General features: G+C 69.6%; 10 protein-coding genes. 9 read left to right on the top strand and 1 reads right to left on the bottom strand.

Features of this window, described 5'->3' with window-relative positions:
- Positions 1 to 81: 81 nt before the first annotated feature.
- Complete coding sequence (locus tag BFF76_RS00660; protein ID WP_031098869.1) at positions 82 to 1,425, top strand: ABC transporter substrate-binding protein; 1,344 nt, start codon at positions 82 to 84, stop codon at positions 1,423 to 1,425.
- 91 nt (positions 1,426 to 1,516) lie between these two features.
- The gene (locus tag BFF76_RS00655; protein WP_031098872.1) at positions 1,517 to 3,598 is read left to right on the top strand and encodes a beta-galactosidase; all 2,082 of its coding nucleotides are present in this window, start codon (positions 1,517 to 1,519) and stop codon (positions 3,596 to 3,598) included.
- A gap of 78 nt (positions 3,599 to 3,676) precedes the next feature.
- On the opposite strand, the gene BFF76_RS00650 is transcribed toward BFF76_RS00655, so the two are convergent.
- The gene (locus BFF76_RS00650; RefSeq protein ID WP_065846677.1) at positions 3,677 to 6,868 is read right to left on the bottom strand and encodes an alpha-L-rhamnosidase; all 3,192 of its coding nucleotides are present in this window, start codon (positions 6,866 to 6,868) and stop codon (positions 3,677 to 3,679) included.
- 347 nt (positions 6,869 to 7,215) lie between these two features.
- Here BFF76_RS00650 and BFF76_RS00645 point away from each other — a divergent pair, with 347 nt between their 5' ends.
- From BFF76_RS00645 to BFF76_RS00615, 7 genes are all read left to right on the top strand, one after another.
- Complete coding sequence (locus BFF76_RS00645; RefSeq protein WP_065846671.1) at positions 7,216 to 8,397, top strand: S8 family peptidase; 1,182 nt, start codon at positions 7,216 to 7,218, stop codon at positions 8,395 to 8,397.
- 361 nt (positions 8,398 to 8,758) lie between these two features.
- On the top strand, positions 8,759 to 13,048 hold the full coding sequence (locus tag BFF76_RS00640) for a discoidin domain-containing protein (protein ID WP_065846668.1): 4,290 nt from the start codon (positions 8,759 to 8,761) through the stop codon (positions 13,046 to 13,048).
- Positions 13,049 to 13,434: 386 nt separating this feature from the next.
- Positions 13,435 to 14,847 (top strand): extracellular solute-binding protein, encoded by a 1,413-nt coding sequence (locus BFF76_RS00635; protein WP_031098883.1) that lies wholly within the window; start codon positions 13,435 to 13,437, stop codon positions 14,845 to 14,847.
- Between the two features lie 88 nt (positions 14,848 to 14,935).
- The gene (locus BFF76_RS00630; RefSeq protein ID WP_031098886.1) at positions 14,936 to 15,898 is read left to right on the top strand and encodes a carbohydrate ABC transporter permease; all 963 of its coding nucleotides are present in this window, start codon (positions 14,936 to 14,938) and stop codon (positions 15,896 to 15,898) included.
- Between the two features lie 15 nt (positions 15,899 to 15,913).
- Positions 15,914 to 16,870: a carbohydrate ABC transporter permease gene (locus BFF76_RS00625; RefSeq protein WP_031095771.1), complete on the top strand. Its 957-nt coding sequence runs from the start codon at positions 15,914 to 15,916 to the stop codon at positions 16,868 to 16,870.
- 109 nt (positions 16,871 to 16,979) lie between these two features.
- Positions 16,980 to 18,614, top strand: a complete 1,635-nt coding sequence (locus BFF76_RS00620) for a glycoside hydrolase family 13 protein (protein WP_065846666.1) — start codon at positions 16,980 to 16,982, stop codon at positions 18,612 to 18,614.
- Between the two features lie 32 nt (positions 18,615 to 18,646).
- The gene (locus BFF76_RS00615; RefSeq protein ID WP_031095776.1) at positions 18,647 to 18,964 is read left to right on the top strand and encodes a cupin domain-containing protein; all 318 of its coding nucleotides are present in this window, start codon (positions 18,647 to 18,649) and stop codon (positions 18,962 to 18,964) included.
- Positions 18,965 to 19,049 lie beyond the last annotated feature (85 nt).

Below are 19,049 nucleotides of genomic sequence, written 5' to 3'. Positions count from 1 at the left end.
CCACCCCCCTCCAGCCCCGCACCCCCGTGCGGACGTTCCACGGTTCGTGCACCACCCTCACCACAACGGAGTGAAGCAATTATGAGAACCATGACCAGACGCGCGATGCGTGGCGTCGGCCTGCTGTGTGCGGCCGCGCTCAGCCTCACCGCGTGCGGGTCCTCCGACGACGACGCCGCTTCGGACAAGACCGTATCGGGAGGTGACCTCCGGGCGGCTCTCAAGGAGGGCGGTTCCATCACGGTGTGGGCGTGGGAACCGACGCTGAAGCAGGTGGTCAGCGACTTCCAGAAGGAGTACCCCAAGGTCAAGGTGAAGCTGGTCAACGCCGGTACGGGCAACGACCAGTACACCGCCCTGCAGAACGCCGTCCAGGCCGGATCCGGGGTCCCGGACGTCGCGCAGGTCGAGTACTACGCCCTCGGCCAGTTCGCCCTCGGCAAGTCCCTCGAGGACCTGAGCCGATACGGCGCCGGGGAATTCAAGAACGACTACTCGCCCGGACCGTGGAACTCGGTCACCGTCGACGACGCGGTCTACGCCCTGCCCATGGACTCCGGCCCGATGGCGCTCTTCTACAACAAGAAGGTGCTGGACAAGCACCAGATCGCGACGCCCACCACCTGGGACGAGTATCTGGAGGCGGCCCGCGCCCTGCACGCCGCGGACCCGAAGTCCTACATAACCAACGACACCGGTGACGCCGGCTTCACGACCAGCATGATCTGGCAGGCCGGCGGAACCCCCTTCAAGACCCGCGACACCGACGTGACGGTCGACCTCACCGCCGACAAGGGCGTCACCGCCTTCACCGAGGTCTGGCAGAAGCTCATCGACGAGGAGCTCCTGGCGCCCGTCACCTCCTGGAGCGACGAGTGGTACAAGGGCCTCGCGGACGGCACCATCGCCACCCTCGCGACCGGCGCCTGGATGCCCGCCAACTTCGTCTCGGGTGTCGAGTCGGCCTCGGGCGACTGGCGCGCGGCGGCGCTCCCGCAGTGGGAGAAGGGCGGTGAGGTCAGCTCCGAGAACGGCGGCAGCTCCCTCGCCGTGATGGAAGCGGGCAAGAACAAGGACCTGGCGTACGCGTTCAACGAGTACGCCAACCACTCGGAAGGTGTCCAGGCCCGCATCGAGGCCGGCGCCTTCCCCGCGACCACGGCCGACCTCTCCTCCCCGTCGTTCCTCGACACCACCTTCCCGTACTTCGGTGGCCAGAAGGCGAACGAGATCTTCGCCCTGTCCGCCAGCCAGGTGCCGGAGGACTGGTCCTACCTGCCCTTCCAGGTGTACGCGAACTCCATCTTCAACGACTCCGTCGGCAAGGCATACGTCTCCGACACCAAGCTGGCCGACGGCCTCAAGGAGTGGCAGAAGGCCGCCGTCTCCTACGGCAACGACCAGGGCTTCAACGTCAACAAGTGACGTCCCGCCGCTGAACCGGCATGGGGCGGCCGCCCGTCCGACGGGGGGCCGCCCCATGCCGTACTCGCACCTCGTATCCGAGAGGATCATCATGACCCCCGCCTCCGAGCGCCACTGGCTGCGCCCGCCCTCCGACGACCGTCCCACGCGCTTCGCCTACGGGGCCGACTACAACCCGGAGCAGTGGCCGCGAGAGGTGTGGAAGGAAGACGTCCGGCTGATGCGCGAGGCCGGGGTCACCATCGTCTCCGTCGCGATCTTCTCCTGGGCGCGCCTGCAGCCGGCCGAGGACCGCTGGGACTTCGCCTGGCTGGACGAGGTGCTCGATCTGCTGCACGACAACGGGATCGCGGTGGACCTGGCCACCGCCACCGCCTCGCCGCCGCCCTGGCTCACCACCCTGCACCCGGAGATCCTCCCGGTCACCCACACCGGTGAGACCCTCTCCCAGGGCGCGCGACAGCACTGGCGTCCCACCTCACCCGTCTTCCGCACGTACGCCCTGCGGCTGGTGGAGACCATGGCCACCCGCTACGCGGACCACCCCGCCGTGGTCGCCTGGCACATCTCCAACGAGCTCGGCTGCCACAACATCTACGACTACTCCGACGACGCCGCCCGGGCCTTCCGAGACTGGCTGCGCAGCCGCTACGGCACACTGGACGAGCTCAACCGGGCCTGGGCGACCTCCTTCTGGTCGCAGTACTACGGGGAGTGGGACCAGATCCAGCCGCCGCGACTGGCCGCGAGCCACGCCAATCCCACCCAGCAGCTCGACTTCAAGCGCTTCTCCTCCGACGCGCTGAAGGACTACCTCCGGGCCGAACGCGACGTCCTGCGCCGTATCACCCCCCGGATCCCCGTCACCACCAACTTCATGGTGATGGGCGAGACCAGGGGCATGAACTACCCCGACTGGGCGGAGGAGATCGACTTCGTCTCCAACGACCACTACGCCCACCCCGGGCCCCAGCGCCTGGACGAGCTCTCCTTCTCCGCGGCGCTCACGCACTCCATCGCAGGGGGCAGGCCGTGGTTCCTCATGGAGCACTCGACGAGTGCGGTGAACTGGCAGCCCGTCAACGTCGCCAAGCGCGAGGGCGAACTCGCGCGTGACTCCCTCGTCCACGTCGCCCACGGCGCCGACGCGGTCTGCTTCTTCCAGTGGCGCCAGTCGGCGGCGGGCGCCGAGAAGCACCACTCAGCGATGGTGCCCCACGCCGGTCCCGACAGTGAGGTGTTCCGCGCGGTGGCCGCACTCGGCCGGACGCTGGAGGCGCTCACCCCGGTCACCGGATCCGTACGGGAGCCCGCTCGCGCGGCCCTGGTGTACGACTGGGAGTCCTGGTGGGCCGTCGAGCGCGACTCCCAGCCGTCCTCCCTGCTGCGCTACCGGCAGGAGGCGCTCGACTGGTACTCGGCGTTCCTGGCCCTGGGCGTCCGGGTGGACGTCGTCACCACCACGGCCGACCTCACCGGGTACGACTTCGTGGCGGCCCCGGTCCTGCACGTCGTACCCCAGGCCCTCGCCGGCCGGCTGGACGCATATGTGCGCGGCGGCGGTCATCTCGCCACCACCTACTACTCGGGTGTCGTCGACGAGAACGACCACGTCCACCTCGGCGGATACCCCGGAGCGCTGCGCGATCTGCTGGGCATCCGCATCGAGGAGTTCGGCCCGCTGCAGGAGGACGTGGACGTACGGCTCGACAACGGCCTGACCGGGACGCTGTGGACCGACCGGATCGACCTGACGGATTCCGGGGTCACGGTGCTCGCGCGCTACGAGGACGGGGACCAGGCGGGGCGGCCCGCCGTCACCCGGCGTGCCCTCGAGGAAGGCGGTTCCGCCGCCTATGTCTCCACCCGGCTGGGGAGCCACGGGCTGCCCGACGTGCTCGGGCCCCTGCTGTCCGGCGCCGGCGTGCTCAGCGAACTGCCCGTCGGTGTGCGGGGGCAGGTGGAGCTGACCGTGCGGACCGACGACTCCCACGCGTACTGGTTCCTCGTCAACCGCACGGACGAGCCCGTCGTGTTCGAAGCGGTGGACGGTGAGGTCCTCTCGGGACCCTCGCCGGCCGGGGGCGGCCTGGTCCTTCCCTCGCGGGGGGTCGCCGTGCTCCGCGTGGCGTCCGGGGCCACGCCCTTCCCGCACGGGCAGGCCACTGCCTGATCCGAACCAAGGACCCCAGCCGCACAGCACTCCGGGGGGACGGGGAACCGTCCCCCCGGAGCGCCCGCGCCGTACCTGTCAGGCGGAGGCCGCCGCGAACTGGTGCGTGCCCGACCCCACGGCGAAGACCGCGCACCCGTCGTCCTGCCGCAGGAAGGCCGCCGGGCCCCGGCCGGCACTCCGCTCGTCACCGCCCGGCACCCACACCTCGGCGGTCGTGTTCGCGGGCAGCGCGACCCTGAGCACGAAGCCGTCCGAGTCCTTCCTCCAGCGGGTGGAGACCGGACCGTAGCGTGAGTCGAAGCGGCCCTCGGCCTGTGTCACCCCGCCGCCCGGCCGCGGCCGCACGACGATCTTCCGGAAGCCGGGGGCTCCGGGGGCGATGCCCGCGATGTTCGCGTACATCCATTCCCCGACCGAGCCGTACGCGTAGTGGTTGAAGGAGTTCATCCCCGCGTCCTGGAAGCTGCCGTCGGGCCGGACCGAGTCCCAGCGCTCCCACATCGTGGTGGCGCCCCGGTCGATCTGGTAGCCCCAGCTCGGGAAGGTCCGTTGCAGCAGCAGCCGGTAGGCGACATCCGTGTGGCCGGTGTCCGTCAGCACGGGCAGCAGCCGTGGGGTGCCGAGGAATCCCGTCGACAGATGCCAGCCCTTCGCCTCGATGAGTGCCACCAGGCGGTCCGCCGCCGGCCCGCGGTCGTCCTCGGCCAGCAGATCCATGGACAGGGCCAGCACATAGGCCGTCTGCGTATCGCCCTTGACCCGCCCGCCGGCCGAGACGTACGCACCGCGGAAGGCGGCGCGCACCCGGCCGAAGAGAGTCCGGTACGGCGCGGGGTCCTTGCCAAGGACCTCGGCCGTCCGGGCCACGAGATCGGCGCTGTGGGCGAAGTAGGCCGTGGCGGCGACGTCCTTGGGCGTCTCGTCCTCGATGTTGAGCCAGTCGCCGAAGCCGTCCGCCGGGCGCAGCAGTCCGGTGCTGTGGGCCTCCAGGTACTCCAGCCAGCCGAGCATCGAGGACCAGGACTGCTCCAGCACCCGCACATCGCCGTACGCCTGGTACAGGGCCCACGGCACGGTCACCCCGGCGTCCCCCCAGCCCGCCGCGCCACTGCCGACTCCAGGCAGGTCGGGTGCGACGTGCGTGAAGGCGCCTTCGGAGGTCTGGGCGTCGCGCAGGTCGTACAGCCACTTGGTGAGGAAGCGCGCCGACTCCATCGTGTACGCGGCGGTTGGCGCGAAGACGTTGATGTCGCCGGTCCAGCCGAGGCGCTCGTCGCGTGCCGGGGTGTCCGTCGGGATGGAGAGGAAGTTGCCGCGCTGCCCCCACGTGATGTTGCTGTGGAGCTGGTTGAGCATGGGGACATCGGTCGTGAAGTCCATGGTGAAAGGCGCCGAGGTGTGGATGACGCGGCCCACGATCGCGTCGCGTCCCGGCGTGCCGGGATACCCCGTCACCTCGACGTAGCGGAAGCCGTGGAACGTGAAGCGGGGCTCGTAGGTCTCCCTGCCACCTCCCCTGAGGGTGTATGTGTCCGTGGCGCGGGCCGTGCGCAGATTGGCCGTGTAGACCGTGCCGTCCGGGTTGAGCACCTCGGCGTGCCGCAGCCGCACCGTGGTCCCGGCCGGTCCGGACACCGTGAGGCGCGCGGCGCCCACCATGTTCTGGCCGAGGTCGAACACGAACACCCCGGGCTTCGGCTCCGTCACCTCACGGGCCGTCAGCTCACGTTCGACACGGCAGGCGCCGTCCACTTCGGCGACGAGCTCCGCCGTGACCCCTTCGACGCGGTCGGCGGCGAGCCAGCCGGACGCGTCGAAACCGGTGCGGGTCCAGCCGTCGGTCTCCAGCCGGGCGTCGTAGTCCTCGCCCGCCATGAGGTCCGCCCCGGTGACGGGCCCGGCCGCGGTGCGCCAGTCGGTCCCCGACACCACGCGCTCGGTCGAACCGTCACTGAAGGTCACCTCCAACTGAACCAGTGCAGCGGGCTGTTCGCCGTACTGATGAGGTCCGAACCAGGCGATGTTCCCCGCGTACCAGCCGGTCGCCAGCGTGATCCCGAGCGCGTTCCCGCCCGGCGCCAGCAGGCCGGTCACGTCGTACGTCTGGTACTGGACGCGCTTGTCGTAATCCGTCCAGCCCGGGGCGAGCCGGTCCTCGCCGACGCGCTCACCGTTGAGGAAGACCTCGTACAGGCCGAGGGCCGTCGAGTAGAGCCTGGCCCGCGCGACGCGTCTGCGGCCCAGCCGGAACTCCCTGCGCAACTGGGTCGCGGGGGAGTAGGCCGTGACCACCTTGCCCCAGGGGCCGGAGCCCCAGCGGGCCAGTACCTTCGCGGCGGGCCAGGCGGTGTCGTCGTAGGTGGCGGAATGCCAGTCCTCCGGGGGCTCCTCGTCGGTGGTCCGCCAGCCGGCGTCGGTGACGACGGTGGTCGTACCGTCCGCGGTCGTCAGCTCCAGCGCTCCGAGAAGCCCGGCGGGGCCGGCGACGGCATTGGCCGCCGATACGGCGATCACCTGGACGCCGGGGGAGAGGCGGGACGTCACATCCACGAGGACGGGGCGCTTCCAGTTCTCGGCCGGGCCGTCCGCCTCCGTGTGCGCCACCTGCACGCCGTTCACCCGGGCGGTGAACCCGTCGTCGGCGCTCATGACGAGACGGGCCCGGGTGACCCCCTCCGGCACCTCCACCCGGCCGCGGAACCACCGGGTGGCGGCAGGGGCCTCCACGGCGGGGTCCCCTTCGGGGAACCAGATCCACGAGGCGTCGTCCAGGGCGGGCGTCCCGGTCAGCGCCGAGGGGGCCGTGATCCACCCAGCCGACCAGTCCGATGCCTCCAGCAGTCCGGTCTCCCACCAGGACGGCTCGCTCCACGCGGACGCCCGGCCGTCCGTGTCCCAGACCCGCACGGACCAGAAGTAGCGTGTGCGGGAGGCCAGCGCGGGTCCCGCGTACGGAACGAGGACGGACTGCGCGGACTCGACCTTTCCGCTGTCCCAGACGTCCGGGTCCCCGAGGCCGTCGACCGCCGTGGCCACGCGCACCTGGTAGGCGGCCTGGGCCGTGCCGGGACTGTCCGACGCTATGGGCCAGCTCAGTCGTGGACGCGGGGTGTCCAGACCCAGCGGATGGCGCACGTACTCGACGGTCGGCCCGGTGACGCGGGCGCGGCCCGCGCCCGGTACGGACGCACCGGCGGCGGGTGCGGACACCGCGGCGAGCGCGGCGGTGGCAGCGGTGGTGCTGAGCAGTCGTCTTCTGCTGATCACAACGCGGCTCCGTAACGATGCGAGGGTGAATCGTTTCAGTGCTGCGAAGCTAAGGTTGTGACCGGTCCCTGTCAAGACTTCCGGCGCGATGGGGCTGTTTCTGACTTGCTGTCCGCAAGCCTGCCGTGCGAGGCGTTGACGTCCAGTTGCGGCCGGTCTACCTTCGCTCACTGGAGGAGTTGAAACCTTTCATGTCCTGGGCCGAATGGGCCTGCCCCGGTACTGATCGTTGCGCTGTCCGGCTGACGCGGCTCAGGCCCGCCGGGGATGTGGACGAAAGGTCAGGTGTTCGCACGTCGCGGGCCTGACGGGTCCGCGACCCGCTCCTCCGTCTCAAGGGAGTACGCATGCGCCTGCGCGCCCACTGGGCACCGGCCGCCCTGTTGCTGATCGCCCCCCTGACCGGCACCACCACGGCCACGGCCGACACCGGCGAGACTCTTGTGCCGGTGCAGAAGTCGGCCCGGGCGGTGCCCGGTCAGTACATCGTCACCGTCGCCGCCGAGCAGAAGCCGGCCGCCATGGCCGAGCAGCTCGGTGTCGCCACCCTCTTCACGTACAGCAAGGTCCTGCACGGCTTCGCGGCCTCGCTGACGCCCGCTCAGCTGGAGCGGGTACGCGGCGCGGCAGGGGTCCAGGCAGTCGAGGAGAACAGCGAGGCATCCGTCTCCCCGCCCGCCGCCGAGCCGGCGGCGAAGCGGGCCGCGGCGGGGAGCTGGGGGCGGGACCGCGTCGACCAGCGGAATCTGCCGTTGGACGGCACGTACGACGTGGACGGTACGGGCCGGGGTGTGACCGCGTACATCCTCGACACCGGCATCGAGTCCGACCACAGCGAGTTCGGGGGCCGGGTGGGTGCCGGATACGACGCGATCGGCGACGGCCGCAACGGTGAGGACTGCAACGGCCACGGGACGCACGTGGCCGGGACCGTGGCCGGCGCGACGTACGGTGTCGCCTCCGCGGCCTCCCTCGTGCCGGTGCGGGTGCTCAACTGCGAGGGTTCGGGCACATGGGCCGGGATCATCGCCGGCCTCGACTGGATCGCCCGGAACGCCGAGCAGCCGGCCGTGGTCAACGCCTCCCTCGGCGGGCCCGCGTCGGCGGCGGTCGACGACGCGTTCGACGCGCTCGCGGCGGAGGGCACCCTGCCCGTGGTCGCGGCGGGCAACGAGGACCAGGACGCCTGCGACGTCTCCCCGGCGCGCGCCGGCGGTGTGCTCGCCGCGGGGGCCAGTGACGGCCGGGACCGGCAGGCGACGTTCAGCAACTGGGGCACCTGTGTCGGCCTGTACGCGCCGGGTGTGGACATCGTGTCCGCGAACCTCGGCGGCGGTTCCACGACGCTGAGCGGAACGTCCATGGCCGGCCCGCACGTCGCCGGTGCGGCCGCCCTGTACAAGGAGCAGAACCCCGACGCGACGCCGCGGGAAGTCACCGACCGGCTCGTCGGTGAGGCGACCCCGGATGTCCTGACGGGCCTCGGCTCCGGTTCACCGGACCGGCTGCTGTACACCGGCGGTCTCTGACCCCGGCCGGCTTCATGGGAGCGGGGCCCGCGATCAGCGGGCCCCGCTCTTCGTTGTGCCGTGGAGCAGGTGCTTTCCGGTGGCTTGCATTCGTGTGCAAAATTTTTACATCGTTTGCGGTGTCTTTCATGGCAGTGGACCCGGAAGGCTGTCCTCGCAAACATGCCTCGTGGCCCTCTTTTGTGCGGCCCTCGTTGCGCTCTTTCGTGTTCCGGTTTCTGCCGCAACCGTGGACGCTCTCGTTCTTCTCTGCAATTCTCTGACGGTCAAGCGCAAAACATAGCTCGGCATGTGCAGAAACCTGTGCCGACAGAGTCGAGTCTTCGGCGTCTCCCACGCCGAGGACCAAGATCGGGGACTTATGAGAGCCCAACGCTGGAGATGGCGGTGCCTTTCCGCCGTGGTCACGACCAGTCTTCTGATGATCGGATGGCCGTCGTTCACCGCCTCGGCTGCCGAGGGACCCAACATCGCCGCAGGCCGGAGCGCAGCGGCGAGCAGCGCGGGCGACGAGTACGCCGCCCGCAACGTCACGGACGGCGACCAGGGCACGTACTGGGAGGGGACGGGCGGCGCGCTGCCGCAGTGGGTGCAGACCGACCTCGGCTCCACCGCCCGGGTGGACGAGGTGAGGCTGAAGCTTCCCGCGAGCTGGGAGGGCAGGCAGCAGACCCTCTCGTTGCAGGGAAGCGCCGACGGAACCAGCTTCTCGACCCTGAAGACCTCCGCCGCGTACGCCTTCGGCCCCGCTGCCTCCAACGAGGTGCGGATCTCCTTCCCGGCCACACAGACCCGCTTCGTGCGGGTGAACATCACGGCCAACACTGGCCGGCAGAACGCCCAGCTCTCCGAGCTCGAGGTCCGCGCCGCGGGGGATTCGTCGGCGAACCTCGCCGCGGGCAGGACGCTCACCGCGAGCAGCCACACCGAGACGTATGTCGCAGCCAACGGCAACGACGGCAACCGCGCCAGCTACTGGGAGAGCAGGAACAACGCCCTCCCGCAGTGGCTCCAGGCCGATCTGGGCTCCTCGGTGCGGGTCGACCGGGTGGTGCTCCGGCTGCCGGACGGCTGGGAACAGCGGACCCAGACGCTGAAGGTCCAGGGCAGCGCCAACGGCTCGGGGTTCAGTGATCTGACGGCGTCCAAGGCGTACGCCTTCAATGCCGCGGGCGGCTGGTCGACGACGATCTCCTTCGACGCGACCACCACCCGCTACGTCCGGGTGCTCGTCACCGCCAACTCCGTCCAGCCCGCAGCCCAGCTGTCGGAACTGGAGGTCTACGGCCCCACGACCGGTGACACGCAGGCGCCCACGGTGCCCGGCGACCTGGCCTGCAGCGAGCCGTCCACCGGGCAGATCAGACTGACCTGGAAGGCGTCCTCGGACGACACCGGCGTCACCGGCTATGACATCTACGCCGGAAACACGCTGCTGACCACGGTGGCGGGGGGCGTCACCAGCTACACCGACACCCGGCCCGCCGACGAGAGCGTCTCCTACCACGTCCGGGCGAGGGACGCGGCGGGCAACGTGTCCGGCAACAGCAACACCGTCACCCGCAAGGGCGACTCGGGTGACACCCAGGCTCCCACCGCCCCCTCTGGCCTGGCCTTCACCGAGCCGTCGACCGGGCAGATCAGGCTGACCTGGACGGCCTCCTCCGACAACAAGGGCGTCACCGGCTACGACGTCTACGCCGGCAACGTGCTCCGCCGGAGCGTCGCAGGCGATGTCACCACCTGCACCGACACCCAGTCCGCGGCCACCACCGTCAGCTACGTGGTGCGCGCGAAGGACGCGGCGGGCAACGTATCCGGCGCCAGCAACACCGTGACGCGCAACGGATCGACGAACGCCGCCTCGAACCTCGCCGTCTCCCGGCCCATCACCGCGTCATCTGTGGTCCACACGTACGTCGCGGCCAACGCCAACGACAACTCCCTCACCACCTACTGGGAAGGTGTAGGCGGCAGCTACCCGAACACGCTGACCGTCAAGCTGGGAGCCAACGCCGACACCGAGAACGTCGTCGTCGGACTCAACCCCGACAGCAGCTGGGGCGCGCGCACCCAGAACATCCAGGTGCTCGGGCGGGAGCAGAACGCCACGTCGTTCACCAGCCTGGCCGCCGCCAGGGACTACGCGTTCAGTCCCGCGACGGGCAACACGGTGACGATCCCGGTCACGGCCCGGGTGGCCGACGTCCAGCTGAAGTTCACCTCCAACACCGGGTCCGGCGCCGGTCAGGTCGCCGAGTTGCAGGTGCTGGGCGCCCCGGCCCCCAACCCTGACCTTCAGGTTTCGGCCGTCACGGCGTCCCCCGCGTCGCCGGTGGAATCCGACCCCGTCACCCTGTCGGCGACCGTACGCAACACGGGTGCGGTCGCCTCTCCCGCCGGCAAGCTGGACTTCGAGCTCGGCGGGTCCAAGGTGGCAACCGCCTCCGCGGGCGCTCTCGCCGCAGGCGCTTCCGCCCAGGTCACCGCGTCCATCGGAGCACGCGACGCGGGCAGCTACACGCTCGGCGCGGTGGTCGACCCGGGGGGCGAGATCATCGAGCAGAACGAGACCGACAACCGCTTCACCGCCGCCTCCCCGCTGGTCGTGAAGCCGGTCTCCAGCTCGGACCTCGTGGCGAGCGCGGTCACGACCTCCCCGTCGGCCCCGTCGAACGGCGACACGGTCACCTTCTCCGCGACCGTGAAGAACCAGGGCTCGGTGGCATCCGCGAGCGGCAGCCACGGCATCACCCTGAGCCTGATCGACTCCAAGGGCGCCGCGGTGAAGACCCTCACCGGAGCGCACAGCGGAGCCATCGCGGCCGGCGCCACGACGGCACCCGTCTCCCTGGGCACCTGGACGGCCGCCAACGGGTCGTACACGGTGAAGGTGGTGCTCGCCGACGACGCCAACGAGCTGCCGGTGAAGCGCGCGAACAACACCAGCACGGAGTCGCTCTTCGTCGGACGCGGCGCCGACATGCCGTACGACATGTACGAGGCCGAGGACGGCGTCGCCGGCGGTGGTGCGAAGGTCGTCGGCCCCAACCGGACCGTCGGCGACATCGCGGGCGAGGCGTCCGGCCGTAAGGCGGTCACCCTCGACAGCACCGGCAACTACGTGGAGTTCACCACCCGGGCGACCACCAACACCCTGGTCACCCGGTACTCCATCCCGGACTCCGCGGGCGGCGGCGGCATCGAGTCGAAGCTGAACGTCTACGTCGACGGCACGTTCCTCAAGGCCATCGACCTCACCTCCAAGTACGCCTGGCTCTACGGGAACGAGACCGGCCCGGGCAACGACCCAGGCTCCGGCGCGCCCCGGCACATCTACGACGAGGCCAACGTCCTGCTGGGCAGGACAGTCCCGGCGGGCAGCAGGATCCGCCTGCAGAAGGACACGGCCAACACCAGCACCTACGCCATCGACTTCGTCAGCCTGGAACAGGTCACCGAGGTGGCGAACCCGGACCCGGCCACCTACACCGTGCCCGCCGGTTTCACCCACCAGGACGTCCAGAACGCCCTGGACAAGGTCAGGATGGACAGCACGGGGACCCTCAGGGGCGTCTATCTGCCGGCCGGTGACTACTCCACCTCCAGCAAGTTCCAGGTCTACGGCAAGGCCGTGAAGGTCGCCGGCGCCGGGCCCTGGTTCACCCGGTTCCGAGCCCCGCCCACGCAGGACAACACCGACATCGGGTTCCGTGCGGAGGTCAGTGCGAAGGGTTCGTCGTTCTCGGACTTCGCGTACTTCGGCAACTACACGTCCCGTATCGACGGGCCGGGCAAGGTGTTCGACTTCTCGAACGTCTCCGACATCGTGATCGACAACATCTGGAACGAACACATGGTGTGCCTCTACTGGGGTGCCAACACCGACAGCGTCACGATCAAGAACTCGCGGATCCGGAACATGTTCGCCGACGGCATCAACATGACCAACGGCTCCACGGACAACCACGTGACCAACAACGAGGCACGGGCCACGGGGGACGACAGCTTCGCGCTGTTCTCGGCGATCGACTCCGGGGGCTCGGACATGAAGAACAACGTGTACGAGAACCTCACGTCGATCCTCACCTGGCGGGCCGCGGGTGTGGCCGTGTACGGCGGTTACGACAACACCTTCCGCAACATCCTCATCGCCGACACCCTGGTGTACGCCGGGATCACGGTCAGCTCGCTGGACTTCGGCTATCCGATGAACGGGTTCGGGACCGGTCCCACAGCGATCGAGAACGTGTCGGTGGTGCGGTCCGGCGGTCATTTCTGGGGAACGCAGACCTTCCCCGGAATCTGGCTCTTCTCGGCATCGAAGGTCTTCCAGGGCATCAGGATCTCGCACGTGGACATCGTCGACCCGACGTACAGCGGAATCATGTTCCAGACGAACTACGTCGGAGGACAGCCGCAGTTCCCGATCAAGGACACGGTGCTCACCGACATCTCCATCACGGGTGCGCGCAGGAGCGGTGACGCCTTCGACGCGAAGTCGGGCTTCGGGCTCTGGGCCAACGAGATGCCGGAGGCGGGCCAGGGCCCCGCCGTCGGCGAGGTCACGTTCAACGGGCTGAAGCTCAGCGGCAACGCACAGGACGTGAAGAACAGCACCTCCACCTTCAAGATCAACAGCAACCCGTAAGGGTCCGGAGGCGGCGCAGCGGGGTGTTTCCCGGGGTCCGGAGGGGGCTCGGGAGGCACCCCGCCCTGCGTAACCGCTTGCGGTGAGAAGTTCGCCTCTTGCGTCCAGTGAGCCCCAGTGCGACGGCGCCCGTTCCTACGAGGGGGTGGCTGATGGCTGACCGGAAAGGTCGGCGGGCCAGGATCGGTCCGTCCGAGCCGCGCAGGGGCGTGCCGTGGAGGCGTGCGGTCGACTTGCCCGGCACTTCATCACATGCGGAATGCTGTCGAACATTTACAAAGACTGCGCGATATATTGCGCTCGCTTGTCCTCGATGGTTGAGTGTGCCGCGCCCCGGCAGACAGTCGGCCGAGGCCTTCCGCGCTCATGCCCGAAGGGGACCACCGATGAGAAGTGCTGGGTTTCGCCGTACCCGCCGTGCCTCCGCTGCCGCCGTCGTCACCGCGCTCGCCCTGACCGCCCTTGCCTCCTGCGGCACGAGCAGCAGCGGCGACGGGAACGACGACTCCGGCGGCGGATCGTCCGATCCGTCGGCGCCGCTCGACCCGAAGGCGAAGGTGACGCTGTCGATCGACTGCATGCCGCCGGCCGCGAAGGCCGCGGAACTGCGCGAGTGGAACGAGGACGTCAGGACGTTCAACAAGAAGTACCCGAACGTCAGGATCAACGGGAAGTCGACGCCCGGCCAGTGCCTGGAACCGCCGCGCTTCACGGCCATGCTCAAGGGCAAGTCGCAACCGGACGTGTTCTACGCCTACTTCACCGACCTCCAGCAGGTGCTGGACAACGACGGCGCCGAGGACATCTCCGCCTACGTCAACGACACCTCCGTGCCGGCACTCAAGGACATCCAGCCCCAGGTGCTCGACGTCGCCCGCAAGGACGGCAAGCTCTACGCGCTGCCGACGTCCAACTACACCATGGGCCTCATGATCAACCGGAAGCTGTTCACGCAGGCCGGGCTGAATCCCGACACCCCGCCGTCGACCTGGGAAGAGGTCCGCGCCGCGAGCAAGAAGATCGCGGCGCTGGGGAAGGGCATCGCCGGTTTCGGTGAGTACAGCGCCGGCAACAACGGCGGCTGGCACTTCACCGCCGCACAGTACGGCCTCGGCGGCGACGTCGTGGACGCGAGCGGCAAGAAGGCGGCGTTCAACGACGACAAGGGCAGGCAGGTCCTCCAGCAGCTGCACGACATGCGCTGGGAGGACGACAGCATGGGTCGGACCCAGCTGCTCAAGTGGGGCGACCTGCAGAAGCAGATAGCCACCGACAAGCTCGGCATGTTCCTCGCCGCGCCCGACGACATCACCTACATGGTGCAGCAGCTGGGCGCGAAGTACGAGAACTTCGGCATGGGCCCGATGCCCGGCGCCGAGGGCACACTCTTCGGCGGTAACAACTACATGGTCAAGAAGGGCAGTTCGCCCGACAAGATCAAGGCAGCCGTCGCCTGGCTGAACTTCCAGAACCTGACTCCGAAGGCGGGGCAGTTCGACTGGGGCCGCAGGAAGGCCGACAACCTCCCGGTCGGACTGCCGCAGCCCAACTTCTTCCTCGGCGCGAGCAAGGCGGCGGACGACGCCGAACGGGTCGCCAACGCCACCATGCCCGTCGAGAACTTCAAGGCGTTCATGGACAACCCCGTCCAGGGCAAGGCCGAGCCGCCGAAGGCCCAGGAGATCTACAAGATCCTCGACAACGCGATGTCCGCGGTCCTGACCAACGAGGACGCCGAGATCGACAAGCTGCTCGACACCGCCGAGCAGCAGGTCAACCAGGTCCTGGCCAACCAGTAGCGGGCGCGCGGAGGCCGGGCCGGGCGGGCCCGGCCCCGCATCCGGACCGTCCGTCCGCGAGCGAACGCACCGGCACCGAGGAGAGACCATGTCGGCCCCCACCCTGTCCACCGGGAAGGCGAGCGCACCGCCACCCGGGCACCACCCACGCCCCACCGGGCCGGATACTGCCCGCGAGGAGTTCGTGCGCGCCGTGCGCCGCAACATCACGGCGCACGGATTCCTGATCGGAGCCGTCCTCTGTTTCTCCTTCTTCTCCTGGTATCCCATGGTCAGGGAATTCGTCCTGGCCTTCCAGAAGACCGAGGACGGCAGGACGACGTGGGCCGGCTGGTCCAACCTGACCTACGTCTTCAACGACCCCGCGTTCTGGCAGGCATGGCGCAACACCCTGCTCTTCACCGTCCTCGCGCTTCTGCTGGGCTTCGTGGTCCCGTTCGCCGTCGCCGTCGTGCTCAACGAGTTCCGGCACGCGCAGGGATATCTGCGCCTGCTCGTCTACCTGCCCGTCATGCTGCCGCCGGTCGCCTCCGTCCTGCTCTTCAAGTACTTCTACGACCCCGGCTACGGGCTCTTCAACCGCATCCTGGAATTCCTCCATCTGCCCACCCAGCAATGGCTCCAGGACCCCGGCACCTCCATGCTCTCCGTCGTCATCGCCTCCACCTGGATGAACATGGGAGGGGCCACCCTGATCTACCTCGCCGCCCTCCAGGGCATCCCGGGGGAGCTGTACGAGGCTGCCGAGCTCGACGGCGCGGGGCTGCTCCGCAAGGTCTGGCACGTCACCATCCCGCAGACCCGGCTGATCCTGTCGCTCCTGCTGCTCATGCAGATCATCGCGACGATGCAGGTGTTCACCGAGCCGTTCCTGCTCACCAACGGCGCCGGCCCCGAAGGCTCCACCACGACCGTCGTCTACCTCATCTACCAGTACGCCTTCAACTTCAACAACTACGGCGGAGCGGCGGCCCTCGGCCTCCTCCTGCTGGTGGTTCTCGCGGGGTTCTCCGCGGTGTACGTACGCCTCAGCCGCAGCAGCGAAGACTAGGACGGGAGCACGACGATGGCATCGAACACGCTTGTCTCCCGGCGCGGACCCGGTGGACCCGGCGGCCGCAGGACCCGCCGCCGGGACGCCGACCAGGGCCGCCAACGGACCCTGATCTCACCGGCCCAGCTCGGCCGGCCCCGGGGCAAGGCGGTCTACTGGATCGTCTTCACCCTGGTGGCAGTCGCCTTCACCCTGGTGTTCCTCGGCCCCCTGTACTGGATGGTCACCGGCGGTCTCAAGACCGCCCAGGAGGTCGTACAGAGCCCGCCCACCGCGTTCCCCTCCTCGGTCCACACGGAGAACTACTCCCAGGCGTGGACCGTGATGGACCTGGCCCAGCTGCTCTTCAACACCCTCTACTACGCGTTCGGGGCACTCGCCTTCCAGCTCGTCCTCGACGTGGCCGCCGCCTACTCGCTGTCCAAGCTGCGGCCGGTGCTCGGCAAGGCCATCCTCGGCATGATGCTCGCCACCCTGATGATCCCGGCGACCGTCCTCGTCGTACCGCAGTACCTCACGGTCCTCGACGTGCCGATCTTCGAGCGCAACCTCCTGAACTCGCCCTGGGCGATCTGGCTGCCGTCGGTCACCAACGCCTTCAACATCTTCCTGCTGAAGCGGTTCTTCGACTCCATCCCGGGGGAGCTCCTCGACGCCGCGGCCATCGACGGCGCCTCATCCCTGCGCACCCTGCGCTCCATCGTCCTGCCGATCTCGCGGCCGATCCTCGGCGTCGTGTCCATCTTCGCGGTGGTCGGAGTCTGGAAGGACTTCCTCTGGCCCATGCTCACCCTGCCGGACCCGGGCAGGCAGACCCTCAACGTCGGCATCTACTCGCTGTCCAACGGGGTGCCGCAGAACGTCCTCATCGCCGCACTCACCATCGCGTCCGTCCCGACGCTGCTCATCTTCCTGCTCTTCCAGCGCAACATCATGGGCGGTCTCACGGCGGGCGGCCTGAAGGGCTGACGTCACCCCGGACCACCGCCTCCCACCAGCACTCCGCCGCCGGCCCTTGCATCGCACGCCCCGCGCCCGGGCCGGGGGCGGAGCACCACCTGCCCGAAAGGAACGCCACGTGGCAGCCATCCGTCCGACCGAGGCCACCGCACCGTGGTGGCGCGACGCCGCCATCTACCAGATCTACGTACGCAGCTTCGCCGACGGCGACGGAGACGGCACCGGCGACCTCGCGGGAGTACGGGCCAAGCTGCCCTACCTGGTCGAACTGGGCGTCGACGCGCTGTGGTTCACCCCCTGGTACCTCTCACCGCTGGCCGACGGCGGCTACGACGTGGCCGACTACCGGGTCATCGACCCCGCCTTCGGCCACCTCGCCGAGGCGGAGAAGCTCATCGCCGAGGCCCGTGCGCTGGGCATCCGCACCGTCATCGACATCGTCCCCAACCACGTCTCCGACCGGCACAGCTGGTTCGCGGCGGCGCTGGCCGCCGCACCCGGCAGCCCCGAGCGCGAGCTCTTCCACTTCCGGGCGGGACGCGGCGCCCACGGGGAGATCCCGCCCAACGACTGGGTCTCCGAATTCGGCGGCACCCCGTGGACCAGGACCGACGACGGCCAGTGGTACCTGCACCTGTTCGCCCCCGGGCAGCCCGACCTCAACTGGGCGCACCCGGCGGTCCGCCAGGAGCACGAGGACGTGCTGCGCTTCTGGTTCGAGCGCGGCGTGGCCGGCGTAAGGATCGACTCGGCGGCCCTGCTCGCCAAGGACCCCGCCCTGCCCGACTTCGTCAAGGGAACCGACCCCCACCCGTACGTCGACCGCGACGAACTCCACGACATCTACCGCTCGTGGCGGGCCATCGCCGACCGCTACGACGGCATCTTCGTCGGCGAGGTCTGGCTTCCGGACTCCGAGCGCTTCGCCCGCTACCTCCGGCCCGACGAGCTGCACACCGCCTTCAACTTCAACTTCCTGGCCTGCCCCTGGGACGCCGGACTGCTGCGCTCGGCGATCGACGACACGCTCGCCGAGCACGCCCCGGTGGGAGCCCCCGCCACCTGGGTGCTGTGCAACCACGACGTGACCCGCACGGTCACCCGCTACGGACGCGAGGCGACCGGCTTCGACTTCGCGGCCAAGGTCTTCGGCACGCCGACCGACCTGGAGCTCGGCACCCGCCGGGCACGGGCGGCCGCCCTGCTCTCGCTGGCTCTGCCGGGCGCCGTCTACCTCTACCAGGGCGAGGAGCTCGGACTGCCGGAGGCCGACATCCCCCGCGAGCGGATCCAGGACCCCATGCACCTGCGCTCCGGAGGCGTGGACCCGGGGCGCGACGGCTGCCGGGTGCCCCTGCCCTGGTCCGCCGGCGAGCCGTACGCGGGCTTCGGGTCCCTCACGGAACCCTGGCTGCCGCAGCCCGCGTCGTGGGCCTCGTACGCCGCGGACGAGCAGGCCGCCGATCCCGGTTCCATGCTCACCCTCTACCGTGCGGCGCTGCGACTGCGCAGGGGCGAACCCGGCTTCGCCGCCGCCCCCGGCGGGACCGCCGACGGCCGGCTCGACTGGCTCCCCTCGTCACCGGGCGTCCTCGCGTTCGCGCGGACCCACGGCCTGATCTGCGTCGTCAACCTCTCCGGGGGCCCGGTCGCGCTGCCCGGTCATGACGAGATCCTGCTGACCAGTGGCCCGCTGGACGACGCAGGTCTGCTGCCCGACGACACCGCGGCCTGGCTGCGCGAGGAGCAATAGCGGGGGAGCGGAGGCTGCGGCACAGTGGTCGTATGGATGATCTCAACGCTCTCGCCGACGAGCACCTGGCCGCAGCCCGGGCCGACGCGCACGGACGCAGCGCACATCTGCTGCTGCGCCTGGCGCCACTGCGGCAGACGGTGATCGCGCTCACCGAGGGGTCCGCCCTCGACGAGCACAACGCGCCGCCCGCCGCCTCGCTCCAGGTGCTGCGCGGAGCGGTACGGCTCACGGCGGGATCCGGGGACGTGGATCTCGTGGCGGGCGCACTGCACCCCATTTCGCAGGAGCGGCACGGGCTGCTGGCCCTTGAGGACGCGGTGGTGCTGCTCACCGCCGTGAACGACTGAACGGCCGAGCCGACCCGGGAGTACACCCGCGGGACCGAGGCATGAGAGAAAGGGAGGAAGCCGGGGACGTCCGCGCAGGCAGGAC

The organism is Streptomyces mutomycini (assembly GCF_001700505.1).
GTDB lineage: Bacteria > Actinomycetota > Actinomycetes > Streptomycetales > Streptomycetaceae > Streptomyces > Streptomyces mutomycini.
The sequence above is the reverse complement of the archived record's forward strand: the minus strand, read 5'-3'. Positions and strand labels throughout refer to the sequence as shown.